We start from the raw sequence: 26291 nt of genomic DNA on the forward strand, positions 1-26291 counted from the left end.
GAGCACCGTGAACCACCTGCGCGATCTGCACGTTCTGATTCTGGGCCTGGGCGATTCCGGCCTGGCGATGGCCCGCTGGTGCGCCCGCCACGGCGCGGCGCACATCCGCGTGTGGGATTCGCGTGCCACGCCGCCGCAGGCGGTTGCCCTGGCCGCCGAAGTGCCGGGCGCGGAGTTCTTCAGCGGTGCGCTCACGGCCGAGACCCTGGGCACGACGCGCCTGGTGCTGAAGAGCCCGGGTCTGTCGCCGCTGGACGAGCGGCTGCTACCCTTGCTGAACGCCGCCCGCGCTGCCGGCATTGCGGTGGCGGGTGAGCTGGACCTGTTCAGCCGCGCGCTGCAGGACCTGGCTGCAGAGCGCCGGTACGAGCCGAAGGTGCTGGCCATCACCGGCACCAACGGCAAGACGACGACCACCTCGCTGACGGCGATGCTGGTGGAGCGCTGCGGCCGCTGCGTGGCCGTGGCTGGCAACATCGGCCCGACCTTGCTCGACACGCTGAGCGACGCACTGAGTGCCGAAACCTGGCCGACGGCCGACGACGAAGCGCCGGTGGCTGACGCCGATGCGCAGGCGCACGACCTGGAGACCGTGTCGGAAGATGCCGCCGCGGCCCACGAAGGTGAGGCAGCTGCGCAGGCTGCTGATGACGAGGCGCAAGCCGAGGTTGGTATGGCGAGCGAGGCCGTTGAAGCTTCTGAAGCTGCGCTGCCCCTCGAAGCCGACGACGACGCCACCGCCGCCGAGCCAGTGAAGCTGGCCCCCCCGCCCCCGAAGGCCGCCGTGTTTTCAGCCCTGCCCGAAGTCTGGGTGCTGGAGCTGTCGAGCTTCCAGCTGGACGAGGTGCAAGGCTTCGAGCCCAGCGCCGCCACGGTGCTGAACATCTCGCAGGACCACCTCGATTGGCACGGTGACCTGGCCGCCTACACGGCAGCCAAGGCCCGCATCTTTGGCCAGCACGGCTTGATGGTGGTGAACCGCGATGACGCGATGGTCGAGGCGATGATCCCGGCCCCGGTGATGGTGAAGGGCGGTCGTGGTCGTCCGAGCAAGGCGGTGGGTCGGGCGGTTGTTCGATTTGGCCTCGATGCACCGCAGCGGCCGGGTGACTTTGGCTTGGTGACCGAAGCCGGCATGGCCTGGCTGGTGCGCGCCTTGCCGGCTGACGAGACCATCAAGCGCCGCAAGGACGAGGTCGAGGAAATTCACCTGCAACGCATGATGCCGGCCGACGCGCTGCGCATCCGCGGCCGCCACAACGCCAGCAATGCGCTGGCCGCGCTGGCACTGGCCACCGCCATCGGCTGCCCGCTGGCGCCGATGCTGCACGGCCTGCGCGAATACCGCGGTGAGCCGCACCGGGTCGAGCTCATCGGCCAGGTCAGCGGCATCGAAGCCTTTGATGATTCGAAGGGCACGAACGTGGGCGCCACCGTGGCGGCTCTGAACGGCCTGGGCGCTGACAAGCTGACCTCCAAGCTCATCGTCATCCTGGGTGGCGACGGCAAGGGGCAGGATTTCGCGCCGCTGGCCGAGCCCGTCTCGCGGCATGTGCGCGCCGTGGCCACCGTCGGCCGTGACGCCGCCGCGATCGAAGCAGCGCTGGCCGGCACAGGCGTGGTCATCCAGCGTCACGACACGCTCGAAGCCGCGGTGCCCTGGTGCTTCGCGCAGGCGCAAGGGCACGACGCCGTGCTGCTCAGCCCGGCCTGCGCCAGCCTCGACATGTTCCGCAACTACGCGCACCGTGCGCAGGTCTTCGTTGACGCGGTGCATGCGCTGGCCGCTGAGCGCGGGGAGCTGCTGGTATGAGCGTGTCCACCGCCGCATCCGCCTGGCGCGACAGCCTGCAAGGCAGCTGGTCGCGCCTGCGTGGCCTGCTGGGGCGCAGCGAAGAAAACGCCAGTGCGGTGCCGGTGCGCGACTGGGTCAACACCGGCAGTGGCAAGCCCACCGCAGTGGCCGGCTTCGACATGGCGCTGGTGTGGGTGGTGGTGTGCCTGCTGGCCCTGGGCCTGGTGATGGTGTATTCGGCATCGGTGGCGCTGCCCGACAACCCGAAGTTCGCCAAGTACTCGGCCACCTATTTCCTGAACCGCCAGGCGATGTTCATCGGCGTGTCTTTCGTGGCGGCGCTGGTGACCCTGCAGATCCCGATCGGCGTCTGGGAGAAGTGGGCGCCGTGGCTGTTCGCGGCCTCGCTCGCGATGCTGATCGTCGTGCTCGTGCCCTTCATCGGCAAGGGCGTGAACGGCGCACGCCGCTGGGTGCCACTGGGCATCATGAACTTCCAGCCGAGCGAGCTGGCCAAGCTGGCCATGGCCATGTATGCCGCCAGTTACATGGTCCGCAAGATGGACGTGAAGGAAAACTTCTTCAAGGCGGTGTGGCCGATGGCCGTGGCCTTGATGGTGATCGGCGTGCTGCTGCTGGCCGAGCCCGACATGGGCGCTTTCATGGTGATTGCTGCGGTGGCGCTGGCCATCCTGTTCCTCGGTGGGGTGAACGGCCGCATGTTCTTCCTGAGCGTGGCCGTGCTGGTGGGCGCCTTCGTGCTGATGATCGTTTTCAGCGAATTCCGTCGCCAGCGCATCTTTGCCTACCTCGACCCCTGGAACCCGGAATACGCCCAGGGCAAGGCCTACCAGCTCACCCACTCTCTCATTGCGTTTGGCCGGGGCGAGTTGTTTGGTCAGGGTCTGGGCTCATCGATCGAGAAGCTGCATTACCTGCCTGAAGCCCACACCGACTTTCTGCTGGCGGTGATCGGCGAGGAGCTCGGCTTTGTCGCGGTGGTCGGCGTGATCGTCGCCTTCTTCTGGCTGACCCGTCGCATCTTCGTGATCGGCCGCCAGGCCATTGCACTCGACCGCGTGTTCGCAGGCCTGATGAGCCAGGGCATCGGCATCTGGTTTGGCGGGCAGAGCTTCATCAACATGGGCGTGAACCTCGGCGTGCTGCCGACCAAGGGTCTGACTTTGCCGCTGTTGAGCTACGGCGGCTCCGGCATCCTGATGAACCTGGTGGCGCTGGCCATCGTGCTGCGCGTGGACCAGGAAAACCGGCAACTGATGCGGGGAGGCCGCGCATGAGCCGGCATTTGGTGGTGATGGCGGCCGGCACCGGCGGCCACGTGATTCCCGGCCTGGCCGTGGCCCGTGAGATGCAGGCGCGCGGCTGGACCGTGAGCTGGCTCGGCACCGAAGGTGGCATGGAAAACCGGCTGGTGCCGCCGACCGGCATTCCGCTCGACCGCCTCGGCTTTTCGGGGCTGCGTGGCAAGGGCCTGACGCACACCATCTCAGGCGGCTTCCGTTTGCTGAAGGCCTTCTGGGACAGCGCCCGCGTGCTGCGCGCGCGCCGCGCCGATGCCGTGCTGGGCATGGGCGGTTATGTGTGCTTCCCGGGTGGCCTGGTGGCCAAGCTGATGGGCCGCCCGCTGATGCTGGTGAACGCCGACGCCGCGCTGCTGATGAGCAACAAGGCGCTGCTGCCGGTGGCCGACAAGGTTGCCTTCGGTTTTGATGGTCCGGCGGTGTCGCGCGTACGCCAGTCGCTGGTCACTGGCAACCCGGTGCGCGCCGAGATCGAACAGATGGCCCAACCCGCCCAGCGCTTTGAAGGCCGCAGTGGCCCGCTGCGCCTGCTGGTGGTGGGCGGCAGCCTGGGCGCCAAGGTGCTGAACGAAACGCTGCCCGCCGCGCTGGCCCAGATGCCCGCAGACCAACGCCCGCTGGTGACGCACCAGACCGGCATGGCCCACCTCGATGACGTGCGTGCGCGCTACGCCACGCTGGGCGTGCAGGCCGAGATCCTGCCGTTCATCGACAACATGGACCAGCGCCTGGCGGACTGCGATGTGATCGTCTGCCGCGCAGGCGCCATCACCGTGAGCGAGCTGTGCGCCGCAGGCGTGGCCAGCGTGCTGGTGCCGCTGGTGGTGTCGACCACCTCGCACCAGCGTGACAACGCCGCCTGGATGGCCGAGCGCGGCGCCGCCCGCCACCTGCCGCAGGCTGAAATGAACCCGCAGCAGCTCGCGCAGCTGCTGCAACAGATGACGCGTGAGCAGTTGCTGGCCATGGCCCAGGCCGCACGTGGGCTGGCGCGTCCCAAGGCTGCCGCTGCGGTGGCCGATCAAATCGAGAAGATGGTGAAACCATGAAGCACGCCGTCAAGCACATCCATTTCGTGGGCGTTGGTGGCGCCGGCATGAGCGGCATCGCCGAGATCCTGCACAACCTCGGCTACGTGGTGTCGGGCTCCGACCAGGCCGACGGCGCGGTGACGCGTCGCCTGGCCGAGCTCGGCATCCGCATCCACATCGGCCATGACGCCGCGCACATCAGCGGCGCCGAAGCCGTGGTCACCTCCACCGCGGTGAAGGGCGACAACCCGGAAGTCATCGCGGCGCGCAACAAGCGCATCCCGGTGGTGCCGCGTGCGGTGATGCTGGCCGAGCTGATGCGTCTGAAACGCGGCATCGCGATTGCCGGCACGCACGGCAAGACGACCACCACCTCGCTGGTGACCAGCGTGCTGGCGGAAGCCGGTGTCGACCCGACCTTCGTGATCGGCGGCAAGCTGAACTCGGCCGGCGCCAACTCGCGCCTGGGGTCGGGTGACTTCATCGTGGTCGAGGCGGACGAGTCGGATGCGTCCTTCCTGAACCTGATGCCCATCCTGTCGGTCGTGACGAACATCGACGCCGACCACATGGACACCTACGGCCATGACTTCGCGCGGCTGAAGTCGGCGTTTGTCGACTTCCTGCACCGCATGCCGTTCTACGGCGCGGCCATCATCTGCGGAGACGACCCCGGCGTGAAGAGCATCATTCCGATGGTGTCGCGCCCGGTGGTGACCTACGGTTTCGACGAAGGCAACCAGGTGCGCGCCGTGAACGTGCAGGCGCTGGAAGGCGGCCAGATGCGCTTCACCTGCCAGCGCCGCAACGGCGTGGTGATGCCCGACATCGACATCACGCTGAACCTGCCCGGCGAGCACAACGTGAAGAACGCGCTCGCGGCCATCGCGGTGGCCACCGAGCTCGAATTGCCTGACGAGCCCATCGTGCAGGCGCTGATGAAGTTCGGCGGCGTGGGTCGTCGCTTCCAGCGCTGGGGCGAAGTGCCGTGCGCGGATGGCCAGTTCACGCTGGTCGATGACTACGGCCACCACCCGGTGGAAATGGCGGCGGTGATCTCCGCGGCCCGTGGCGCCTTCCCGGGCCGTCGCCTGGTGCTGGCCTTCCAGCCGCACCGCTACACCCGCACCCGCGATTGCTTCGAAGACTTCGTCAAGGTGATGGGCCAGGCCGATGCCGTGCTGCTGACCGAGGTGTACGCCGCCGGTGAGTCGCCCATCGTGGCCGCCGACGGCCGCGCCATGACCCGCGCCCTGCGCGTGGCTGGCAAGGTGGATCCGGTGTTCGTGGACGACGTGGGCGAGCTGGCACAGCAGGTGCTCGACTTCGTGCGGCCGGGCGATGTGGTGATCGCCATGGGCGCAGGCTCGATCGGCGCGGTGCCGGGCCGCATCGTGGAATTGGCAGGACAAGCAGCATGAACATCAAGCAACGCAATGTGAACGTGGCGGCACTCGGCAAGGTCGCCGTGCTGATGGGCGGTGATTCGGCCGAGCGGCCGGTGTCGCTGATGTCGGGCGACGGCGTGCTCAAGGCGCTGCTGTCCAAGGGCGTGGATGCGCATGCGTTCGACCCGTCGCAACGTCCGCTCGAAGACCTGAAGGCTGAAGGCTTCAGCCGCTGCTTCGTGGCACTGCATGGCCGCCACGGCGAAGACGGCACGGTGCAGGGCGCCCTCGAGCTGATGGGCATCCCGTACACCGGCTCGGGTGTCATGGCCTCGGCCGTGGCCATGGACAAGGTGATGACCAAGCGCGTCTGGGTGGCAGAAGGCCTGCCGACGCCGCAGTGGCGCTTGCTGCCCCTCGGCCAGCACGGTGCCACCGTGGTGCGCAACGTGCCCGATGCGCTGGGTCTGCCGTTGATCGTCAAGCCGGCGCGTGAGGGCTCGTCCTTCGGCGTGACCAAGGTGGCGGGGTATTCCGGGATGCTGGAAGCCGTGACCCACGCGGCACAATACGACCCCGACGTGCTGTGCGAAGAATTCATCGATGGCGAAGAAGTGACCTGTCCGGTGCTGGGAGACGGGGACGACGCCGTCGCCCTGCCGGTCATCCGCATCCAGGCGCCCGACGGCAACTACGACTTCGAGCACAAGTACCACTCGGATGACACCCGATACCTCTGCCCGAGCGGCCTGCCCGCGGAAGAGGAACTCAACATCCAGCGCATCGTGGTGGCGGCGTACCGCCTGCTGGGCTGCCGCGGCTGGGGCCGCGCCGATCTGATGATCCGCGCCAGCGACCGCAAGCCTTTCCTGCTGGAAATGAACACCTCGCCGGGCATGACCGGTCACTCGCTGGTGCCGATGTCGGCCCGGGCCGCCGGCCTGAGCTACGAAGACCTGTGCCTGCACCTGCTGGCCGGCGCTCGCCTCGACAGCACCCGCGCTGCGCAAGACTGAAACACATGGCCGTGTCGCTGCCCCCAGATGTCCGCGTGATGAACGCCACCGCCGTGGCGGTGCTGGCGCTGAGCGGCTGCGTGCTGCTGGCGGCAGGCGCAGCCTGGGTGACACGCCAGCCGAAGTTCGCCATCGCCAGCATCCGTCTGGAAGGCGACGTCAGCCGCAACAGCGTGGCCACGGTGCGGGCCAATGCCACCCCGAAGCTGGCCGGCAACTACTTCACCCTTGACCTGCGCAACACCCGGTCGGCCTTCGAAGCCGTGCCTTGGGTGCGCCATGCAGTGGTGCACCGCGTCTGGCCGAATCGCCTGGTGGTGCGGCTGGAAGAGCACCGGCCGGCTGCGGTCTGGAAGGGTGACGAAGGCAACGATCGTCTGGTCAACAGCTTCGGGGAGATCTTCGAAGCCAACCTGGGCGACGTGGACGACGACCGCCTGCCTGAATTTCACGGGCCCGAAGAAGAGGCAGCCCAGATGCTGGCGATGTACCGCCGCCTGGTGCCGCTGCTCGGGCCCCTCGACGCCACCCCGGTGCGCATCAGCCTGTCAGGCCGCGGATCGTGGGATGTGGAACTCGACACCGGCGCGCAACTGGCGCTGGGTCGGGGCAGTGATGAAGAAGTGCTGGCCCGGACGGCCCGCTTTGTCCGAACGGTGACACAGGTGGCAGCGCGTCAGCGCCGGGCCTGGGACCACGCCGACCTGCGCCATGCCGACGGCTACGCGCTGCGGTTGAAAGGCCCTGTCACCCCGGCTGCCAATGGCGCCACAGCTTTGAATTGAGGAAGACATGGCCAAGGATTACAAGGATCTCGTCGTCGGGCTCGACATCGGTACCGCCAAGGTGATGGCGGTGGTGGCCGAGGTCGTCGGCGGCGAATTGCGGGTGGCCGGCCTCGGCGTAGCCTCGTCGCATGGGCTGAAGCGCGGCGTGGTGGTGAACATCGACGCCACGGTGCAGAGCATCCAGCAGGCCTTGAAGGAGGCCGAGATGATGGCCGCCTGCAAGATCGAGCGGGTCTATACGGGCATCACCGGCAGCCACATCCGCGGCCAGAACTCGACCGGCATGGTCATCGTGCGCGACAACCGCGAGGTGACGCCGACCGACGTGGCCCGCGTCATCGAAACCGCCAAGGCCATCAACATTCCGAACGACCAGCGCCTGCTGCTGGTGGAGTCCCAGGAATTCGTCATCGACGGCCATGAGGTGAAAGAGCCGATCGGCATGAGCGGCAGCCGCCTGGAAGTCAAGGTGCACATCGCCACCGGCGCGCAGAGCGCCGCCGAGAACATCGTCAAGTGCGTGCGCCGCTGCGGCCTGGAAGTGGAGCAGCTTTGCCTGTCGCCCACCGCCGCCGCCGCCGCCGTGCTGACCGACGACGAGAAGGACCTGGGTGTGGCGGTGGTCGACATCGGCGCCGGCACCACCGACGTTTCCATCTTCACCGGTGGGTCGATTCGCCATACTGCGGTGATTCCAATTGCCGGCGATCTGATCACCAGCGATATCGCGATGGCCTTGCGCACCCCCACCAAGGACGCCGAAGAGATCAAGGTGGAATATGGGGTGGCCAAACAACTGTTGGCAGATCCCAACGAACAGGTGGAAGTGCCCGGTCTGGGCGACCGGGTACCCCGGATGCTCAGCCGACAGGCTTTGGCCGGCGTGATTGAGCCGCGGGTCGAGGAAATCTATTCGCTGGTGCACCAGGTGATTCGGGAATCCGGCTACGAGGAATTGCTCTCGTCGGGCATTGTCATCACCGGTGGAACGGCCGTCATGCCGGGCATGGTGGAGTTGGGCGAGGATATTTTCCTCAAGCCCGTGCGCAAGGGATTGCCGACGTATTCCGGCCCGCTTTTCGACATGGTCGCCAATCCCCGGTCGGCCACCGTGATGGGTTTGTTGGAGGAAGCCCGGGTCGCACACACCCGCGGCCACAAGGCGGCGCAACAAGCCGGCTCAGTAAAAACGTTATTTGGTAAGGCCAGGGACTGGTTTTTGGGTAATTTCTAGCGACAATACGAACTCAGGAATTCGACCGAAATTCCAGCGTTTTTTTGAGTTCTGGTCCAGACACGGCAACTGCAATCGAGACTTAGGAGGTTCCACATGCCCATCGAGATGATCGAGGAATTTGACCAAGGCACCCAGATCAAGGTGATCGGCGTGGGTGGTGGCGGTGGCAATGCCGTCGAGCACATGATCACCCAGGGTGTCCAGGGCGTGGAATTCATCTGCGCCAACACCGACGCCCAGGCGCTGAACCGCAGCGCCGCCGCACAGCTGGTCCAGCTGGGCGCGACGGGTCTGGGCGCAGGCTCCAAGCCTGATGTGGGCAAGCAAGCCGCCGAAGAAGCCGAAGGCCGCATCCGCGACGCCATCGCCGGCGCGCACATGCTGTTCATCACCGCCGGCATGGGCGGCGGTACCGGTACCGGCGCTGCCCCCGTGATTGCCCGCGTGGCCAAGGAAATGGGCATCCTGACGGTGGGTGTCGTGACCAAGCCCTTCGACTTCGAAGGCGGTCGCCGCAGCAAGCAAGCCGATCTGGGCGTCTCGGAACTCGAAGCCAACGTTGATTCGTTGATCGTGGTGCTCAACGAGAAGCTGCTGGAAGTCATGGGCGACGACGTCACCCAGGATCAAGCCTTCGCGCATGCCAATGACGTGCTGAAGAACGCCGTTGGCGGCATCTCGGACATCATTCACATCCCGGGCCTGGTGAACGTCGACTTCGAAGACGTCAAGACCGTGATGAGCGAGCCTGGCAAGGCGATGATGGGCACGGCCATGGCCTCTGGCCCGGACCGCGCCACCAAGGCGGCTGAGCAAGCCGTGGCCTGCCCGCTGCTGGAAGGCATCGACCTGTCCGGCGCCCGTGGCGTGCTGGTGCTGATCGCCGCTGCGCGCTCGACCTTCAAGCTGGCCGAAAGCAAGAACGCGATGAATACCATCCGTCGCTACGCCGCTGAAGACGCGCACGTCATTTACGGCACGGCTTATGACGACAGCCTGGGCGACCAGCTCCGCGTGACCGTGATTGCCACCGGTTTGTCGTCGGCCCGCCGTGCTGCTGCACCGCTGACCGTGATTCAAACCCACCAGGTGCTGCGCACCGGTACCGACAATATGCCCATCATGACCCAGCCGATGGCTGCGGCAGGTGGTATGTCGGCGGCTCCGGTGGTTTCGGCCGCCATGCCCCAGCAAGATTTCAGCTCCATGGCCACGCCGAGCGTCTGGCGCACGGGTCGCACCCAGGCCGCGGCCAAGGTCGAAGCCCTGAGCTCGAACGGCATGGACGAAATCGAGATTCCGGCTTTCCTGCGCAAGCAGGCAGATTGAGCCCGCCAGTTTCGATTGCATTTTTCAGGGGCCCTTCGGGGCCCCTTTTTCGTGGGCGCGAGTTTTTCACATCTTTTCCACAGGTTGAATATCGCGAATCCTGGTTGTCCACAGGCGATTCGGGTTTGCACCTTTCGCTCGTTTGCTGATGCGGCGGGGGTTTTTACCGGTGCTCGAAACCGGACCCGCGCTTCCGGAAATACGGTGCCCGGCGGAGCAGCCATTGCCTGCCATTGACCACCGCCCTGCAAGATTTACCGGTTTCGCAGACAATCCCGACTCGTCGTCACCGACCGAGGGAGTGCCCGCCCCGGTCGTTTTTCCGGCCCCCATCACCGCTTTCACATGCTCCAGCAACGCACCCTCAAGTCCCTGACCCGCGCCGTCGGCGTGGGCCTTCACAGCGGCCAGCGGGTGGAGTTGACCCTGCGGCCGGCGGCGCCCGACACCGGCATCGTCTTCCGGCGGGTTGATCTGCCGCAGCCGGTGGATATTCCCGTGCGCTTTGATTCGGTCAGCGACACGCGTATGGCCTCGACCATCACCCCCGGTGGCGTGCCGGACGGCCCGCGGGTGCAGACCATCGAACACTTGATGTCGGCCTGTGCCGGCCTCGGGCTCGACAACCTGTATGTCGACATCACGGCTGATGAAGTCCCGATCCTTGACGGCTCTTCCGCCAGCTTTGTCTTCCTGCTGCAGAGCGCCGGCATCGAGCTGCAGAACGCGCCGAAGAAATTCCTGCGCGTGAAGAAAACGGTCGAGGTGCGTGAAGGCGAGGGCAGCCGCCTGATGTGGGCGCGCCTGGAGCCCTTCCACGGCTACAAGCTGACCTTCGAGATTGATTTCAATCATCCGGCCCTTGACGCCACGGGCCAGCAGGTCACCTTCGACATGGGCAGCGGCACCTACAAGCAGGAGATTGCCCGGGCGCGCACCTTCGGCTTCACCAAGGACGTGGAAGCCATGCGTTCACGCGGGCTGACGCTGGGTGGCTCGATGGACAACGCCATCGTGATCGACGACTACCGCGTGCTCAACCACGACGGCCTGCGTTATGACGACGAGTTCGCCAAGCACAAGATCCTCGATGCGATCGGCGACCTCTACATCGCCGGCCACCCCCTGCTGGCGGCTTACACCTCGTTCAAGGGCGGGCACGCACTGAACAACAAGCTGCTGCGCGTGCTGCTGGCCGACAAGGAAGCGTGGGAGCTGGTGAGCTTCGACGACGAAGCCCGTGCACCGGCCGGGTTCGCGCAACTCGCGCCGGCTTGGTAACCCAAGGCACCGGGAGGCTGCGATGCTGATTTTCCGACTCGTGTTCGGCCTGCTGCTGCTGGCCGGCATCCTCTGCTTCGGCGTCTATGTGGTGACGCGCGACGCCCGCTGGCGCGCCCGCGGTGTGGTGCTCGTCAAATGGACGGTGCTGGCCGGCCTGGGCTTCTTCGCCGTGGTGTTTCTCGAGCGACTGGCCGTGATGCTCTGAAGCTCAGGGCTGCAGGCCTGACAAATAGCTCAGGGCAGCCTGCCGGCCCACCTGCAGCAGGTCAAAGCTGTCGGGCGCCAGCGTCCATTGACGCATCAGGCCGTCCACCAGGGCGAACAGGCCGATGGCCGCGCCTCTGGCGTCAAGATCGGGGCGGATCTGCCCCGCAGCCTGGCCGCGCAGCATCACGCTGTGCATCTGCTCGATGAATCCCGCCAGTGAATCGTTGTGTCGCTGCTGGGCGATCGCCATGTCGCCGGTGTATTCGGTGTAGTGCATGGCCACCGTGAAGACGCGCTGGGTTTGCGCGTTCGTCGACAGCGCCTCAAACGGCACCAGCACCATGTCCAGCAGGCTGCTCAGCGTGCTTTCCGGCGGGTTGGCCAAGGCCTGCTCCAGCGCCGACTCGCACGGCATGACCACACGGTTCAACATGGCTTCGAAAAGATCGGCCTTGTCCTGAAAATGCCAGTAGACGGCGCCACGCGTGACGCCGGCGGCCCCCGCGATGTCTTGCAGGGACGTGCGCGCCACGCCCCGGGTGGCGAACACCTGCTCGGCGGCGTCGAGGATCTGCTGGCGTGTCTCTTGCGCCTCTGCTTTTGTTTTGCGAACCATGGTTTTTGGCCACAAAGGCAAAGCCCTTGTGTCATTAAATACATTCGTGATTGTATGTATACTTCGCCGCTTCGTGCAATCACCCTCTTTGTCGCGCGTTCGTGGCGCACCTGCAAGCCGCTCTGAGCTTGCGTGGCCACCAAAGGAAGCCCATGTCTGACCAGACGACCGCCACTGTCATCGTTTCCAACCCGGCACGTGCCGGCCTTCGCCTCGCGTTCGCGGCGACCACCCTGGCCGTGCTGGCCGCCTGCAGCAAGGGCGACAACGCCGCTGGTGGCGCGCCGCAGATGCCGCCCACGCCCGTCGGTGTGGTGACTGTTCAGCCAAGCGGCGTGAACCTCACCACCGAGCTGCCCGGCCGGCTGGAAGCCTTCCGCACGGCCCAGGTTCGTGCTCGTGTCACCGGCGTCGTGAACAAGCGCCTGTTCACCGAGGGCGCCCTGGTCCAGAGCGGCCAGCGTCTGTTCGACATCGATGCAGCGCCTTACCGCGCTTCGCTCGACAGCGCCCAGGCCAGCCTGGCCAAGGGCGAAGCCGTGCTGGCCCAGGCCGCCGCCACGCTGGAGCGCAACCGCCCGCTGGCTGAAGCCAAGGCGATCAGCCAGCAGGACTGGGTGGCTACCCAGGCGGCCCACAAGCAGGCGCAGGCCGATGTGGCCGCGGCGCGTGCTGCCGTGACGCAAGCCCGCCTGAACGTCGACTACGCCGGCGTGGCCGCACCTATCAGTGGCCGCATCGGCCGCGCGACGGTGTCGGAAGGCGCGCTGGTGAGCGCAGCTGAAGCCACGCTGATGGCCACCATCCAGCAAACCGACAAGCTCTACGTGAACTTCACGCAGTCGGCCAGCGAAGCCCTGGCGCTGAAGCGTGCCGTGGAAGCCGGCAAGCTCAAGGCCAGCGGTTCGGCCGCCGTGCGCGTGGTGCTGGAAGACGGCAGCGAATATGCCCAGACCGGCAAGCTGCTGTTCAGCGACCTGCAGGTGGACAGCGGCACCGGCCAGGTCACCCTGCGCGCCGAGCTGCCCAACCCCAAGGGCGAGCTGCTGCCGGGCCTGTATGTGAAGGTGCGGATTGATGCGGCCCGCAGCGACAGCGCCATCCTGCTGCCCCAGCAGGCCGTGACCCGTGGCACCGCCGGTGACACCGTGCTGGTGGTGGACGCCGACAAGACGACCTCGAACCGCACCGTGCAACTGGGCGGCTCACGCAACGGCCAGTGGGTGGTGCTGGGTGGCCTGAAGGCCGGCGAGCAGGTGGTGGTCGACGGCTTCCAGAAGATCCGTCCGAAGGCGCCGGTGAACCCGGTGCCGTGGTCGCCGGCTTCGGCGCCGGCATCAGCCGCTGCGCCAGCGTCGGCCGCCGCACCAGCCTCGGCCGCCAGCCGCTGAGCCCGGGAGCATCCGCATGAATTCCCGTTTTTTCATCGACAGACCCATCTTTGCGTGGGTCATCGCGTTCTTCGTCGTGATCCTGGGCGCAGCCGCCATCACCAAGCTGCCCATCGCCCAGTACCCGACGGTGGCGCCGCCCGCCATCGTCATCAGCGCGGCTTACCCGGGTGCCTCGGCGCAGGTGCTGGAAGACAGCGTGCTGGCCGTCATCGAGCAGGAGCTCAATGGCGCGCCGGGCATGATTTACATGGAGTCGAGCGCTGAAGCGACCGGCTCCGGCACCATCACCGTCACCTTCGAGCCGGGCACGGACGTGTCCATTGCCCAGATCGAAGTGCAGAACCGCCTGAGCCGCGCCACGCCGCGCCTGCCCAGCGCGGTGACGCAGCAGGGCGTGCGGGTCGACAAGTCCCGCTCGAACTTCCTGCTGTTCGTGATGCTGACCTCGAAGAACCCGGCCTACGACCCCGTGGCGCTGGGTGACTACGCGGCCCGCAACATCGTGCCGGAACTGCTGCGCATCCAGGGCGTGGGCCAGGCACAGCTGTTCGGCACCGAGCGTGCGATGCGCGTCTGGGTCGATCCGGCCAAGCTGGTGGGTTTCGGCCTCTCCACGGCGGATGTGAATGCCGCCATCCGTGCGCAGAACCTGCAGATCTCTGCGGGCAGCATCGGTGGCATGCCCAACACGGCCGAGCAGACGCTGTATGCGTCGATCACCGTGAACGGCCAGCTCAGCAGCATCGAGCAGTTCGGCAACATCGTCATCCGCGCCAACGCCGACGGCTCTGCCGTGCGTCTGAAGGATGTCGCCCGCCTCGAGCTGGGCGGCCAGAGCTACGCCAGCTCCTCGCGCCTGAATGGTGTCACCGCCACCGGCGTGGGCATCCAGCAGTCGCCGGGCGGCAACGCGCTGGCCACGGCCACGGCGGTCAAGGAACGGATGGCCGAGCTGCAGAAGTTCATGCCTGAAGGCGTGAGCTATGACGTGCCGTACGACAGCTCCAAGTTCGTGAAGATCTCCATCGAGGAGGTCGTCAAGACGCTGATCGAAGGCATCGCGCTGGTGTTCATCGTGATGCTGGTGTTCCTGCAGAACATCCGCTACACGCTGATCCCGACCATCGTCGTGCCGGTGGCCCTGATGGGCACCTTCGCGGTGATGCTGACGCTGGGCTTCTCGATCAACGTGCTGACCTTGTTCGGCATGGTGCTGGCCATCGGTATCCTGGTGGACGATGCCATCGTGGTGGTGGAAAACGTCGAGCGCATCATGGCCGAGGAAGGGCTGTCGCCGCGCGACGCCACGGTCAAGGCCATGGGTCAGATCACCGGCGCCATCATCGGCATCACCGTGGTGCTGGTCTCGGTGTTCGTGCCGATGGCCTTCTTCAGCGGCTCGGTCGGCAACATCTACCGCCAGTTCTCGCTGGCCATGGTGTCGTCGATGCTGTTCTCGGCGCTGATGGCGCTGTCGCTGACGCCGGCGCTGTGCGCCACGCTGCTCAAGCCGATTCCTCCGGGTCACCATGACAAGAAGGGCTTCTTCGGCTGGTTCAACCGCGGCTTCAAGCGCAGCACCGTGCGCTATGAGTCGATGGTCAGCCGCATCCTGCCGCGCGCCGGTCGCTTCCTGCTGATCTACGCCGCCATCCTGGCTGCGGTGGCGGTGATGTACCAGCGCCTGCCGACGTCGTTCCTGCCGAATGAAGACCAGGGTTACCTGATCGTCAACGTGCAGCTGCCCCCGGGCGCCGCACAGTCGCGCACGGAAGCCGTGATGCAGCAGGTCGAAGGCTTCTTCCTGGCCCAGCCTGAGGTGGACAAGGTCGTCGGCGTGCTGGGCTTCAGCTTCTCCGGCTCTGGCCAGAATGCCGCGCTGGCCTTCGTGCCGCTCAAGCCGTGGGATGAGCGCAAGGGCGCCGAGCACAGTGCGCAGGCGCTGGCCGGCCGTGCGTTTGGCGCGCTGATGGGCATCCGCGATGCCTTCACCTTCCCGCTCAGCCCGCCGCCGATCCCTGAACTGGGCACGGCCACCGGCTTCAGCTTCCGCCTGCAAGACCGCTCCGGCCAGGGCCATGCCGCGCTGCTGGCTGCCCGCAACCAGTTGCTGGGCATGGCGAGCCAGAGCAAGGTGCTGCAGGGCGTGCGCCCTGACGGCCTGGAAGATGCGCCACAGCTGCAGCTCGACATCGACCGCGACAAGGCCGCCGCACTCGGCGTGTCCTTCGACACGGTCGGCAACGTACTGGGCACGGCGCTGGGTTCCAGCTATGTGAATGACTTCCCGAATGCAGGTCGCCTGCAGCGCGTGGTGGTGCAGGCGGAAGCCAGTGCCCGCATGCAGCCGGAAGACGTGTTGAAGCTGCAGGTGCCGAACAGCCGTGGCCAGCTGGTGCCACTGTCGTCGTTCGCCAGCACCCGCTGGGTGACCGGCCCGATCCAGACGGTGCGCTACAACGGCTATCCGGCGATGAAGATCAGCGGTGACGCTGCGGCTGGCTATTCCACCGGTGACGCCGTCATCGAGATGGAAAAGCTGGTGTCGCAACTGCCGACGGGCTTCGGCTTCGAGTGGACCGGCCAGACGCGTGAGGAGAAGCTCTCCGGCTCGCAGGCCACCATCCTGCTGGCGTTCTCGATGCTGGCCGTGTTCCTGTGCCTGTCTGCGCTGTACGAAAGCTGGAGCATTCCGGTGGCCGTGCTGCTGGTGGTGCCGCTCGGCATCCTGGGCTCGCTGATGGGCGTGTGGTTCCGCGGCATGCCGAACGACGTGTACTTCAAGGTCGGCCTGATCACCATCATCGGCTTGTCGGCGAAAAACGCGATCCTGATCATCGAGTTCGCGAAGGACCTGCAAGCCGAAGGCAAGGGCCTGCTGGAAGCCACGCTGGAAGCCTGCCACCTGCGTTTCCGCCCGATCATCATGACCTCGTTCGCCTTCATCCTCGGCGTGATGCCGCTGGCCATCGCCAGTGGTGCCGGCTCGGCCAGCCAACGTGCCATCGGCACGGGTGTGGTGGCGGGCATGCTGACGGCCACCTTCCTGGCCGTGCTGCTGGTGCCGGTGTTCTATGTCGTGGTGCGCAAGCTGTTCCCGGGTGGCCATGAATTGCCACACGGCACGCCGCTGTCCTCACCCGCAACAGACGCTGCCGCGACTGAAGCTCTGAAGAACTCGAAGGAGGGCCAGGCATGAACCGGCTCCATAACCTGATGCGCGCCACCCCGCTGGTGGCCGCCCTGTGGCTGACTGGCTGCGTGAACCTGGCACCGACGCTGGAGCGCCCGGCGCTGCCCGTGCCGGCCCAGTTGCCCGCGGTGGAAGGCGCTGCGGCTGGCGCTGTGGCCCAGCCCACCTGGCAATCGGTGGTGCAAGACGCGAACCTGAGCCAGGTGGTTGAGTTGGCGCTGACCAACAACCGCGATCTGAAGGTCTCGCTGCTGAACGTGCAGCGGGCCCAGGCGCAGCTGCGGCTGACCGATGCCGACCGCTGGCCCACGCTGTCGGCGGCCGTGATTGGGCAACGTGCACCCAACAGCGAGGGTGTGCAAGCCACCACCTTGCAGGCCGGCTTGCAGCTCAGCAGCTATGAGATTGATCTGCTGGGCCGCCTGCGCAATGCGAGCGACGCTGCCTCGGCCAGCCTGATGGGCACCGAAGCCGCTGCGCGCAGCGCCCGGTTGGCGCTGGTCAGCCAGACCATTGGCGCTTGGCTGACGCTGGCCGCCGACGAGGAGCAGCTGACGCGCGTCAGGCAACAGCTGGTGGCCCGCGAGGAAACGCTGCGTCTGACGGCTCTGCGTGAACGCGTGGGCGCCGCCTCTGCGCTCGACCTGCAGTCGGCACAGTCGCTGGTGGCTGCGGCCAAGGCCAGCGCGCTGCAGCTGGAGCGCCAGAAGGCGCAGGACAAGCTGGCGCTGGACCTGGTGGTGGGCAAGGGCGTGCCGGCAGAGCTGCTGCCCTCGGCCGAGCTGACCAGCCGCGACTGGCTGGCACCGGTGCGGGCCGGTGTGTCGTCTGACGCCTTGCTGAGCCGCCCGGACGTCATCCAGGCTGAGCAGCAACTCGCAGCCGCCAATGCCAACATCGGCGCAGCACGCGCGGCGATGTTCCCGCGCATCGTGCTGTCGGGCAGTGCGGGTCAGGTCAGCAGCAGCTTGTCGACGCTGTTTGATGGTGGCCACTTCGCCTGGACCATGACGGCCAACGCCGCCATGACGCTGTTTGATGCTGGCCGCAACCAGGCCAACATCAAGGTGTCCGAGGTGAACCGCGACATCGCCGTGGCGCAGTACGAAAAGGCGGTGCAGACGGCCTTCCGTGAAGCGGCTGATGCGCTGGTGTCGCAGGGCAGCTGGGCGCAGCAGGTGCAGGCCCAGCAACAGCTGGTGGCGGCCGAGCGTGAGCGCACGCGCCTGACTCGTCTGCGCTTGCAGGTGGGCAGTGCCAGCCTGCTGGAAACGCTGGAAACCGAGCGTTCACTGGCCAGTGCCGAACAGGCGCTGGTGCAGGTGAAGCTGGCCGAACTGCTCAACCGCATGGCGCTGTACAAGGCGCTGGGCGGCGACGAAGCCCGCCAGCAGCGCTGAGCCTGAAGTGCCCCAGCAGAACCCGCCCACCGTGGCGGGTTTTTTCATGGTGGGCCGGTACTCGGCCCCTCAGAACAGGTGGCTCAAGAAGCCCAGGCTGCGGCTGTTGGCCAGGGCGGCGCTGGCCGGGTGCCACGAGGCGCGCGCCCAGCAATTGAAGCCGTGTTTCGAGCCCGGGTAGACATGGCACTCATGCGGCTTGCCGGCCATCGCGGCCTGCACCTCGGCCACGGCGCTCAAGGGAATGTGGTCGTCGTGTTCGGCGTAGTGAAACTGCACCGGCACCTTGATCTGATCGGCCAGCTGCAATTGCTGCTGGATGCCGCCGCCGTACCAGGCCACGGCCGCGTCCACACCGCCTGCGGCGGCGGCCTGCCAGGCCAGTCGTCCACCCATGCAGAAGCCCAGCGCTGCGACGCGGCCGTTGCACTCGGGCAGGGCCTTCAGCGCGGCGATGGCGGTGTGCATGTCGTGCCCGGCTTGTGCGGGTGTCAGGGCCTTCATCAGGGCCACGGCTTGTTCGCGGTCGGCGCCCTCATAGCCCAGGGCCACCTGGTGCTGCTGGCGCCAGAACAGGTCGGGGGCCAGCACCACGAAGCCGTGCAGCGCCCACTGCCGGGCCACCGCCTGGATGTGCTCGTTCACGCCGAAGATTTCCTGCAGGAGCAGCAGGCCCGGGCCGCGACCGCCGGGTGGCAAGGCCAGGTAGCCGGTGAAGGGGGCGGCCGTTGTGGCGTCGGTGGCGGCAGTGGCGTTCTGGCTGTCCAGCGTCAGCCAGCGGGTGTGCGGAACGGCTTGCGAAGATGTTGACGACATGGCGGTGCGGCCCCGACGGGGCTCAGTAGGTACGGCCGCCCTTGAACTGCGCGTGGGTGCGGCGGTTCAGGTCGGTGGCCTGGGCCATGGCGGCGAACGAGCCGCCTGCGTGGGCGTGGGTGATGGCGATGCCGAGGGCGTCGGCCGCGTCCTTGCCGGGCAGGCCGGGCAGGTTCAGCAGCCGCATCACCATCTCCTGGATCTGGTCCTTCTTGGCGTGGCCGTGGCCCACCACCGACTTCTTCATCTGCAGGGCGGTGTACTCTGACACCGTCAGGCCCGACATCACCAGCGCCGTGAGCGCAGCACCACGCGCCTGTCCCAGCAGCAGCGTTGATTGCGGGTTCACGTTCACGAAGACGATTTCGCAGGCGGCGGCCGTGGGCTGGTAGCGCTGGGCCACTTCACAGATGCCTTCGTAGATCATCTTCAGGCGGCCGGGCAGGTTGCCCAGTTGAATGCCCGAGGTGGTGCGGATGGTGCCGCTGGCCACGTAGTGGAGTTTGGAGCCCTCCTGCTCCACCACGCCGAAGCCGGTGCATTGCAGGCCGGGGTCAATGCCGAGGACGCGTGTCGTCATGGAGTGAGCTTGAAATACCAGCGGACCGAGTGGAAAAAGACCGGTGCGGCAAAAGCCAGCGGCGCAATGCGGTCGAGCAGACCGACTGCACCCGTGACCGACGCCTGGTTGCCCCAGTACTGCACACCGGCGTCCTTCTTCAGTGCCTTGGTGACGAGTTCACCCAGCGTGCCCGCAGCGCAGGCAATGGCTGCCATGCAGAAGGCCTGCCAGGGCTTGAACGGGGTGATCCAGTACAGCGCGGTGCCAGCCAGTGCACCCGCCAGCGAGCCGCACCACCAGGCGCGGTAAGAGAACGACCGGCTGATGGCGCGGGCCACGGGCCGACGGCGCAGCCAGCGGCTCATGGCTTCCTGCACCACCTGGCCCACGCCGGCGACGATGACCAAGAAGAACACGAGGAAAGCGCCCCGGCCTTCCTGGCCGCGGAAATCGAGCAGCAGCAGGGCAGGGGCGTGTGACAGCCCGAACACGCAGACCATGATGCCCCACTGGATCTTGGCGTTGCGCTCCAGGAAGCGCTCCGGATCACCCGCCAGCGCGCTGATCACCGGGATGGCGATGAACACGTAGACCGGGATGAACACCGAGAACAGATCGAAGGTGCGCCAGCCCACCAGCGCGTACTGCAGCGGCAGCACCACGAAGAAGGCGGCGATCAGGCTGCGGTGATCGCTGCGGCGGGTGTGCATCAAGGTGATGTACTCACGCAGGGCCAGGAACGAGAAGATGCCGAACAGCAGCGTGGCGCCCAGTGGCCCGGAGACCCAGGCCAGCCAGAACGTGGTCATGCCGATCCACACCGCGCGCAGGTCACGCTTGAAGCGCTCGTGGCGCTGCCGTTGCTCAGGGGAGATGTCGCGCAGGCTGCGCAGGACGGCGGCGGCGGTGACCAGCACCAGCATGCCGAAGACGATGACAAAGAGCAGCGCGATCTGGTGTTCGGTGCTCATGCGACGAAGGAAGCCCATGTTCAGCCTCCCACCGGCCGCAAGGCCATCACGGCGGCACGCGCCCGTTCCAGGAAAGCGCGTTTGTCTTCACCGTCCTGCAGGTGCATCGGCGCACCGAAGGTGACGGTGCACAAAATCGGCACCGGCACCACTTCGCCTTTGGGCATCACGCGCTGCACGTTCGAAATCCAGGCGGGCACCAGCTGCACCCCCGGAAATTGCTCGGCCAGGTGATACAGCCCGCTCTTGAAGGCCTGTGGTTCGCCCTTGTTCGAGCGCGTGCCTTCCGGAAAGATGACCAGCGAATCGCCGGCCGCCAATGCCTGCTGCAGGGGCTCCAGCGGGTCCTGGTCGTCGGTGCGGGTGCGGTTCACGTAGACCGCGTTGAACACCTCGCGGGTGATCCAGTGCTTCAGCGGGGTTGCCGTCCAGTAGTCCTTCGCGGCGATGGGCCGGGTGGTGCTGCGCAACTCTCCGGGCAAGGAGGCCCAGATCAGCACCCAGTCGAGGTGGCTCTGGTGATTGGCGAAATAGATGCGCTGCAGCGCTTCAGGGGGGCAACCTTGCCAGTGGCCTTGCGCGCCGGTGATCAGGCGCGCGATGAAGGCCAGCAACTTGCCCATCAGATCTGCGGGATTCATCCCCGGATGGTAAGCGGCCGGAGGCCTGTTTCAGGGCTCCGGCCGCATCTGGTTTTCCGCAGGCCCTGAGGCCTGCCTCGCCATCGATCAGTGGCGGAAGTGGCGGGTGCCGGTCAGCACCATCGCGATGCCGCGCTCGTCGGCCGCGGCAATCACTTCGTCGTCACGCATCGAGCCACCCGGGTGGATGACGCAGGTGGCACCCGCGTCGACCACCACGTCCAGGCCGTCCCGGAACGGGAAGAAGGCGTCGCTGGCCACGGCGGTGCCCTGCAGCGTCAGACCAGCGTGGCCGGCCTTGATGCTGGCGATGCGGGCGGAGTCGAGGCGGCTCATCTGGCCGGCGCCCACACCCATCGTCATGCCGTCCTTGCAGAACACGATGGCGTTGCTCTTGACGAAGCGGGCCACGGTCCACGAGAACAGCAGGTCGGCCATCTGCTGGGCCGTCGGCTGCACCTTGGTCACGACCTTCACGTCGCCCACCAGGTCGATGTTGTCAGCCGATTGCAGCAGCATGCCGCCGCCGACGCGCTTGAAGTCGAGCGCGTTGCTCAGCTTGCTCACCGGCACTTCCAGCAGGCGCACGTTCTGCTTGCCGGCATAGGCCGTGCGAGCGGCAGGCGTGAAGGCCGGCGCGATGGCCACTTCCACGAACTGCTTGTTGGCGTTGATGGCCTCGACCACGTCCGCGTCGATCGGGCGGTTGAAGGCCATGATGCCGCCGAACGCGCTGGTCGGATCGGTCTTCAGGGCCTTCTGGTAGGCCTCGAGCGGCGTTGCGCCCACGGCCACGCCACAGGGGTTCGCATGCTTGACGATGACGCAGGCAGGCAGGTCAAACGCCTTCACGCATTCCCAGGCGGCGTCGGCATCGGCGATGTTGTTGAACGACAGCTCCTTGCCCTGGATCTGCTGCCAGCCGGCCAGCAGGCCTTCAGCCGGCTGCGCTTCGCGGTAGAAGGCGGCCGACTGGTGCGGGTTCTCGCCGTAACGCATGCCCTGCACCTTGTGCAGTTGCAGGTTGAAGACAGCCGGGTACTGCTCGCGGGCGGGCACGGCTTCGGTCTTGTCCTCGGAGCCTGCTTCCAGCGCGGTCAGATAGTTGCTGATCATGCCGTCGTAGGCAGCGGTGTGCGAGAACACCTTCTTGGCCAGCATGAACTTGGTGGCGCGGGTCAGGCTGGCGCCGCCGGAGGCGGTGAGTTCGGCCAGCACTTGCGGGTAGTCGGTGGGGTCGATGACCACGCCCACGTCCTGCCAGTTCTTGGCCGCTGCGCGCAGCATGGCCGGGCCGCCGATGTCGATGTTCTCGATCGCGTCTTCCAGCGTGCAGTCGGCCTTGGCGGTGGCTTGGGCGAACGGGTACAGGTTGATGATCAGCAGGTCGATGGTGTTGATGCCATGTTCCTTCAGCGCGGCCATGTGCTCGGGCACATCACGGCGGGCCAGCAGGCCGCCATGCACGCGCGGGTGCAGCGTCTTCACGCGGCCATCGAGCATTTCCGGAAAGCCGGTGATCTCCGAGACTTCGGTGACTGGCAGGCCGGCGCCGGCCAGCAGCTTGGCGGTGCCGCCGGTGGACAGCAGCTTGATGCCGTGGGCATGCAGGCTCTGGGCAAATTCGACGATGCCAGTCTTGTCGGAGACGGACAGCAGGGCAGTGAGTTGGGCCATGGTGCGATCGGAATGGATGAATGAATGTGGGAAGCCCGGCGCAAAGGTGCCGGGCGTTGGATTACTTCAGCAGCTTGTGTTCAACCAGCTTGCGGCGCAGGGTGTTGCGGTTGATACCCAGCCATTCGGCGGCCTTGCTCTGGTTGCCGTCAGCCTGCTGCATCACGACGTCCAGCAGCGGCTTCTCGACCGTGCGGATCACCATGTCGTGCAGCGAATGCGGTTCGGCGCCGTGCAGGTCCTTGAAATACTGGTCCAGCGTCTCGCGGACGCACTCCTCAATGTTTTTCTTGCTCATCTTCTCGGGATCAGGGGAGCCCGGCGCATCAGGCGCGCGGCACTCGGGGAAAGCGACCCGCCGGTCACCCGGCAGGGTGGTCCGTCGGGCCTGGTTCAGGCTTGAAGCGCGATGGTGTCCTGGTTGGCCGCGCCCAGGACGGCTGGCAGCAGCGCGTGGTCCTCGGCGAGGTGGTCAAAGAAGGTATGGACTGCCCGCAGTTGCGCGTCGCAGTCGTCCAGGGTGTTCATCACGCCGCGGAAGGCTTCGCCGCCAGGCAGCGCACGCACGGCCCAGCCGATGTGCTTGCGTGCGCTGCGCACGCCGGCATCTTCGCCGTAGAGCGTGTAGTGCTCATGCAGGTGGTCGGTCAGCCAGCGCTGCACCTCGCGGGTGGCGGGTGGCGGCAGTATCTCGCCGGTGGCGAGGAAATGCGCGATTTCCCGAAAGATCCAGGGGCGGCCCTGGGCAGCGCGGCCGATCATCAGCGCGTCGGCGCCGGTGTGGCGCAGCACCTCGGCGGCCTTCTGCGGCGAATCGATGTCTCCGTTGGCCACCACCGGAATGCGCAGCGCGGCCTTCACGGCGGCCACGGTGTCGTGCTCGGCGTAGCCCTTGTAGCCTTGCTCGCGGGTGCGGCCGTGGATGGTCAGCATCGCGATGCCGGCGTTTTCGAAGTCCCGGGCCAGGCGCAGGGCGTTGCGTTCGGTGTCGCACCAGCCGGTGCGCATCTTCAGCGTCACCGGCACGCCCTTGGCGGCGCAGGCGGCCACCACGGCTTCAACAATCGCCAACGCGCCGGCTTCGTCGCGCATCAGCGCAGAGCCGGCCCATTTGTTGCACACCTTCTTGGCGGGGCAACCCATGTTGATGTCAATGATCTGTGCGCCGCGGTCGATGTTGTAGGCGGCGGCCTCGGCCATCATCGGCCCCTCGGTGCCGGCAATCTGCACCGCGATGGGCGCAGATTCACCCTCGTGGTTGGCCCGGCGCGAGGTTTTCAGCGAATTCCACAGGTCTTTGCGCGAGGTCACCATCTCGCTCACCGCGTAGCCGGCCCCCAATTGCTTGCACAGCATCCGGAACGGCCGATCAGTCACCCCGGCCATCGGGGCGACGAACAGGTTGTTCGGCAGCGCGTAAGGGCCGATGTGCATGGGGAGGAGGGGGTTTGGCCTGCTGAAAAAGGAGGCAGGAGTATAGCCGTCCGTCCCCCATTGAGGGTGGTGCCTGGGTGGTTCTGGTGAAATGATGCCCATGGACATGTGGATGACTTCCGTGCTTGCCTGGCTGGCGTTGCCCCAGTTCGGTCTCAGCACCCTGTTTGTGGTGTCGCTGGTGTCGGCGACGCTGCTGCCGCTGGGCTCGGAGCCGGTGGTGTTCGGCCTCGTCAAGCTCGACCCGGGCCTGTTCTGGCCAGCCATGTTTGTGGCCACCGCCGGCAACACCCTGGGTGGGGCCATCAGCTGGTGGATGGGTTTTGGTGCTGAGCGGGCCTATGAGCAGGTGCGGCAGCGCCCGCCGCGCGAGCTGGCGGTGCTGCGCTGGCTGGAACGCTTCGGCCCGATCACCTGCGTGCTGAGCTGGCTGCCCGTGGTGGGAGACCCGCTGTGCCTGCTGGCAGGCTGGCTGCGCCTGCCCTTCTGGCCCTGCCTGGCCTGGATGGCGCTCGGCAAATTTCTGAGATACGTAACGATGACATCTGCCCTGCTGTGGTGGTTCCCCGGTAGCTTCGTCCCCTGAGTTCCGGCAAAAAGTTGCGCCGATCCCCCCAAACGGAGGATCTTCCCCCGGGTTTCGGCGAGGCGGGAATTGCGATGTCGCGCCGACAATCTCCTGATGTCTACCCCTGCCTATGACGCGCTGACGCGCGATTTCCAGCGTCTCTACAACCTCGGGCACCTGCAAAGCATGGCGTCCTGGGACCAGGCCGTGAACATGCCGCCCGGCGGCAATGAGGCCCGAGCCGCTGCGATGACCGAGATGGCAGCGCTGCTGCATCGACTGCGTACCGACCCCGCCCTGGCTGCGGCGCTGGAGCGTGCCGGCGGCGAAAGCCTGGACGACACCCAGCGCGCCAACCTGCGCGAAATGCGCCGTGATTGGGCGGAGGTCAACGGCCTGCCCGAAGCGCTGGTGGAGCGTGGCTCGATGGCCACGTCGCGGTGTGAGCACGCCTGGCGCAAGCAGCGCCCGGCCAATGATTGGGCCGGATTCCTGCCCAACCTGAAGGAAGTGCTGAGCGTGGCCCGCGAGGAGGCCCAGCGCCTGTCCGAGCGGTTGGGCGTGGCGCCCTACGACGCGCTGATGGATCGTTTCGAGCCGGGCATGCGCAGCGACGTGGTGTCGCGGGTGTTTGGTGAAGTGCGCACCTGGTTGCCGGGCTTGATCCGCGACGTGATCGCTCGCCAATCGACGGAAGAGGTGCTGGCGCCGCAGGGGCCGTTCCCGGTGCCCGCCCAGCGCGCGCTGTGTGAGCAGTCGATGCGCCTGATGCAGTTCAATTTCGAGGCTGGTCGGCTGGATGTCAGCACGCACCCGTTTTCGGGCGGCATGCCGGAAGACGTTCGCCTGACCACGCGCTTCTCGGACCATGAGTTCCTGACCAGCCTGATGGGCACGCTGCATGAAACCGGCCACGGCCGTTATGAGCAGAACCTGCCGCGCCACTGGCTGGGCCAGCCGATGGCGCGTGCCCGCTCGATGGCCATCCATGAAAGCCAGAGCCTGTCGTTCGAGATGCAGCTGGGCGGCCACCCGGGCTTTGCCGGTTTGCTCGCGCCGCTGGTTCAGCAGGCGTTTGGTGATCAACCTGCGTTTTCAGCGCAGAACCTGAACCGCCTGATCACGCGTGTGAAGCCCGGCCTGATACGTGTGGACGCGGACGAGGTGACCTACCCGGCGCACGTCATCCTGCGGTACGAGATCGAGCGCGCGCTGATCGAAGGCCAGGCAGAAGCGGAGGACATTCCGGCGCTGTGGGACGAGCGCATGCAGGAGCTGCTGGGCATCGACACCCGCGGCAACTTCAAGGACGGCCCGATGCAGGACGTGCATTGGCCGGCCGGCCTGTTCGGCTACTTCCCGTGTTATTCGCTCGGGGCGATGTACGCCGCACAGTGGTTTGCAGCCATCCGCCGGGCACACCCTGACGTGGATGCACGCATCGCTCAAGGTGATCTGGGCGTGGTGTTCGACTGGCTGTCGCAGCACATCTGGTCAGCGGGCAGCCGATGGACCACCGATGAGCTGGCGCTGCGGGCGAGCGGCGAAACGCTCAACCCGGCGCATTTCAAGGCCCACCTGCAGACGCGTTATCTCGGCGCCTGAGGGGGCTGGGCGAAGCG

The 26291-nt window shown here is 66.6% G+C and carries 23 protein-coding genes; 15 read left to right on the plus strand and 8 right to left on the minus strand.

Annotated features, from left to right (window positions below; genetic code table 11):
- Positions 1-7: 7 nt before the first annotated feature.
- The 10 genes from murD (at position 8) to AACH00_RS18080 (ending at position 11395) form a co-directional block, all read left to right on the plus strand.
- The gene (gene murD / locus AACH00_RS18035) at positions 8-1813 is read left to right on the plus strand and encodes a UDP-N-acetylmuramoyl-L-alanine--D-glutamate ligase (RefSeq protein ID WP_341400571.1); all 1806 of its coding nucleotides are present in this window, start codon (positions 8-10) and stop codon (positions 1811-1813) included.
- Positions 1810-3093 (plus strand): putative lipid II flippase FtsW, encoded by a 1284-nt coding sequence (ftsW, locus tag AACH00_RS18040; RefSeq protein ID WP_341400572.1) that lies wholly within the window; start codon positions 1810-1812, stop codon positions 3091-3093. The genes murD and ftsW overlap by 4 nt, the downstream gene beginning before the upstream one ends.
- Entirely contained in the window at positions 3090-4166 is a 1077-nt protein-coding gene (gene murG, locus AACH00_RS18045) for an undecaprenyldiphospho-muramoylpentapeptide beta-N-acetylglucosaminyltransferase (protein WP_341400573.1), read from the plus strand. The genes ftsW and murG overlap by 4 nt, the downstream gene beginning before the upstream one ends.
- Complete coding sequence (gene murC, locus AACH00_RS18050; protein ID WP_341400574.1) at positions 4163-5569, plus strand: UDP-N-acetylmuramate--L-alanine ligase; 1407 nt, start codon at positions 4163-4165, stop codon at positions 5567-5569. Before murG ends, murC begins: the two co-directional genes overlap by 4 nt.
- Entirely contained in the window at positions 5566-6552 is a 987-nt protein-coding gene (locus tag AACH00_RS18055; RefSeq protein ID WP_341400575.1) for a D-alanine--D-alanine ligase, read from the plus strand. Before murC ends, AACH00_RS18055 begins: the two co-directional genes overlap by 4 nt.
- A gap of 5 nt (positions 6553-6557) precedes the next feature.
- Positions 6558-7337, plus strand: a complete 780-nt coding sequence (locus AACH00_RS18060; protein ID WP_341400576.1) for a cell division protein FtsQ/DivIB — start codon at positions 6558-6560, stop codon at positions 7335-7337.
- A gap of 7 nt (positions 7338-7344) precedes the next feature.
- Positions 7345-8574: a cell division protein FtsA gene (ftsA, locus tag AACH00_RS18065; protein ID WP_341400577.1), complete on the plus strand. Its 1230-nt coding sequence runs from the start codon at positions 7345-7347 to the stop codon at positions 8572-8574.
- Positions 8575-8670: 96 nt separating this feature from the next.
- On the plus strand, positions 8671-9906 hold the full coding sequence (ftsZ, locus tag AACH00_RS18070; RefSeq protein WP_341400578.1) for a cell division protein FtsZ: 1236 nt from the start codon (positions 8671-8673) through the stop codon (positions 9904-9906).
- 345 nt (positions 9907-10251) lie between these two features.
- Complete coding sequence (gene lpxC / locus AACH00_RS18075) at positions 10252-11187, plus strand: UDP-3-O-acyl-N-acetylglucosamine deacetylase (protein ID WP_341400579.1); 936 nt, start codon at positions 10252-10254, stop codon at positions 11185-11187.
- A 22-nt stretch (positions 11188-11209) separates the two neighbouring features.
- Positions 11210-11395 (plus strand): hypothetical protein, encoded by a 186-nt coding sequence (locus tag AACH00_RS18080; protein WP_341400580.1) that lies wholly within the window; start codon positions 11210-11212, stop codon positions 11393-11395.
- 3 nt (positions 11396-11398) lie between these two features.
- Here AACH00_RS18080 and AACH00_RS18085 read toward each other — a convergent pair whose 3' ends face one another.
- Complete coding sequence (locus AACH00_RS18085) at positions 11399-12013, minus strand: TetR family transcriptional regulator (RefSeq protein WP_341400581.1); 615 nt, start codon at positions 12011-12013, stop codon at positions 11399-11401.
- Between the two features lie 152 nt (positions 12014-12165).
- Here AACH00_RS18085 and AACH00_RS18090 point away from each other — a divergent pair, with 152 nt between their 5' ends.
- From AACH00_RS18090 to AACH00_RS18100, 3 genes are read left to right on the plus strand one after another with little or no spacing between them, the layout of a single operon-like run.
- Complete coding sequence (locus AACH00_RS18090) at positions 12166-13404, plus strand: efflux RND transporter periplasmic adaptor subunit (protein ID WP_341400582.1); 1239 nt, start codon at positions 12166-12168, stop codon at positions 13402-13404.
- Between the two features lie 16 nt (positions 13405-13420).
- Positions 13421-16606, plus strand: coding sequence for an efflux RND transporter permease subunit (locus tag AACH00_RS18095; RefSeq protein WP_341400583.1), 3186 nt, complete (start codon positions 13421-13423; stop codon positions 16604-16606).
- Positions 16603-18000: an efflux transporter outer membrane subunit gene (locus AACH00_RS18100; RefSeq protein WP_341400584.1), complete on the plus strand. Its 1398-nt coding sequence runs from the start codon at positions 16603-16605 to the stop codon at positions 17998-18000. The genes AACH00_RS18095 and AACH00_RS18100 overlap by 4 nt, the downstream gene beginning before the upstream one ends.
- A 69-nt stretch (positions 18001-18069) precedes the next feature.
- Here AACH00_RS18100 and AACH00_RS18105 read toward each other — a convergent pair whose 3' ends face one another.
- From AACH00_RS18105 to dusB, 7 genes are all read right to left on the minus strand, one after another.
- Entirely contained in the window at positions 18070-18816 is a 747-nt protein-coding gene (locus AACH00_RS18105; RefSeq protein ID WP_341400585.1) for a dienelactone hydrolase family protein, read from the minus strand.
- A 22-nt stretch (positions 18817-18838) separates the two neighbouring features.
- The gene (gene ruvC / locus AACH00_RS18110; RefSeq protein WP_341400586.1) at positions 18839-19396 is read right to left on the minus strand and encodes a crossover junction endodeoxyribonuclease RuvC; all 558 of its coding nucleotides are present in this window, start codon (positions 19394-19396) and stop codon (positions 18839-18841) included.
- Positions 19393-20367 carry a phosphatidate cytidylyltransferase gene (locus AACH00_RS18115; protein WP_341400587.1) on the minus strand — a complete coding sequence of 325 codons (975 nt, stop codon included), beginning with the start codon at positions 20365-20367 and terminating at the stop codon, positions 19393-19395. The genes ruvC and AACH00_RS18115 overlap by 4 nt, the downstream gene beginning before the upstream one ends.
- Before the next feature lie 2 nt (positions 20368-20369).
- Complete coding sequence (locus AACH00_RS18120) at positions 20370-20990, minus strand: lysophospholipid acyltransferase family protein (RefSeq protein WP_341400588.1); 621 nt, start codon at positions 20988-20990, stop codon at positions 20370-20372.
- Between the two features lie 87 nt (positions 20991-21077).
- Positions 21078-22667 (minus strand): bifunctional phosphoribosylaminoimidazolecarboxamide formyltransferase/IMP cyclohydrolase, encoded by a 1590-nt coding sequence (gene purH, locus AACH00_RS18125; protein ID WP_341400589.1) that lies wholly within the window; start codon positions 22665-22667, stop codon positions 21078-21080.
- A gap of 61 nt (positions 22668-22728) precedes the next feature.
- A complete protein-coding gene (locus AACH00_RS18130; protein WP_341400590.1) occupies positions 22729-22965 on the minus strand; it encodes a Fis family transcriptional regulator in 237 nt (78 codons plus the stop codon).
- Between the two features lie 95 nt (positions 22966-23060).
- Entirely contained in the window at positions 23061-24101 is a 1041-nt protein-coding gene (gene dusB / locus AACH00_RS18135) for a tRNA dihydrouridine synthase DusB (protein WP_341400591.1), read from the minus strand.
- A gap of 112 nt (positions 24102-24213) precedes the next feature.
- On the opposite strand from dusB, the gene AACH00_RS18140 reads away from it, so the two are divergent.
- Positions 24214-24687, plus strand: coding sequence for a YqaA family protein (locus tag AACH00_RS18140; protein WP_423221961.1), 474 nt, complete (start codon positions 24214-24216; stop codon positions 24685-24687).
- Between the two features lie 96 nt (positions 24688-24783).
- Positions 24784-26274, plus strand: a complete 1491-nt coding sequence (locus AACH00_RS18145; protein WP_341400593.1) for a carboxypeptidase M32 — start codon at positions 24784-24786, stop codon at positions 26272-26274.
- The last annotated feature ends 17 nt before the right edge of the window (positions 26275-26291 follow it).

Source organism: Ideonella margarita, assembly GCF_038066635.1.
Taxonomy (GTDB): domain Bacteria; phylum Pseudomonadota; class Gammaproteobacteria; order Burkholderiales; family Burkholderiaceae_C; genus Ideonella; species Ideonella margarita.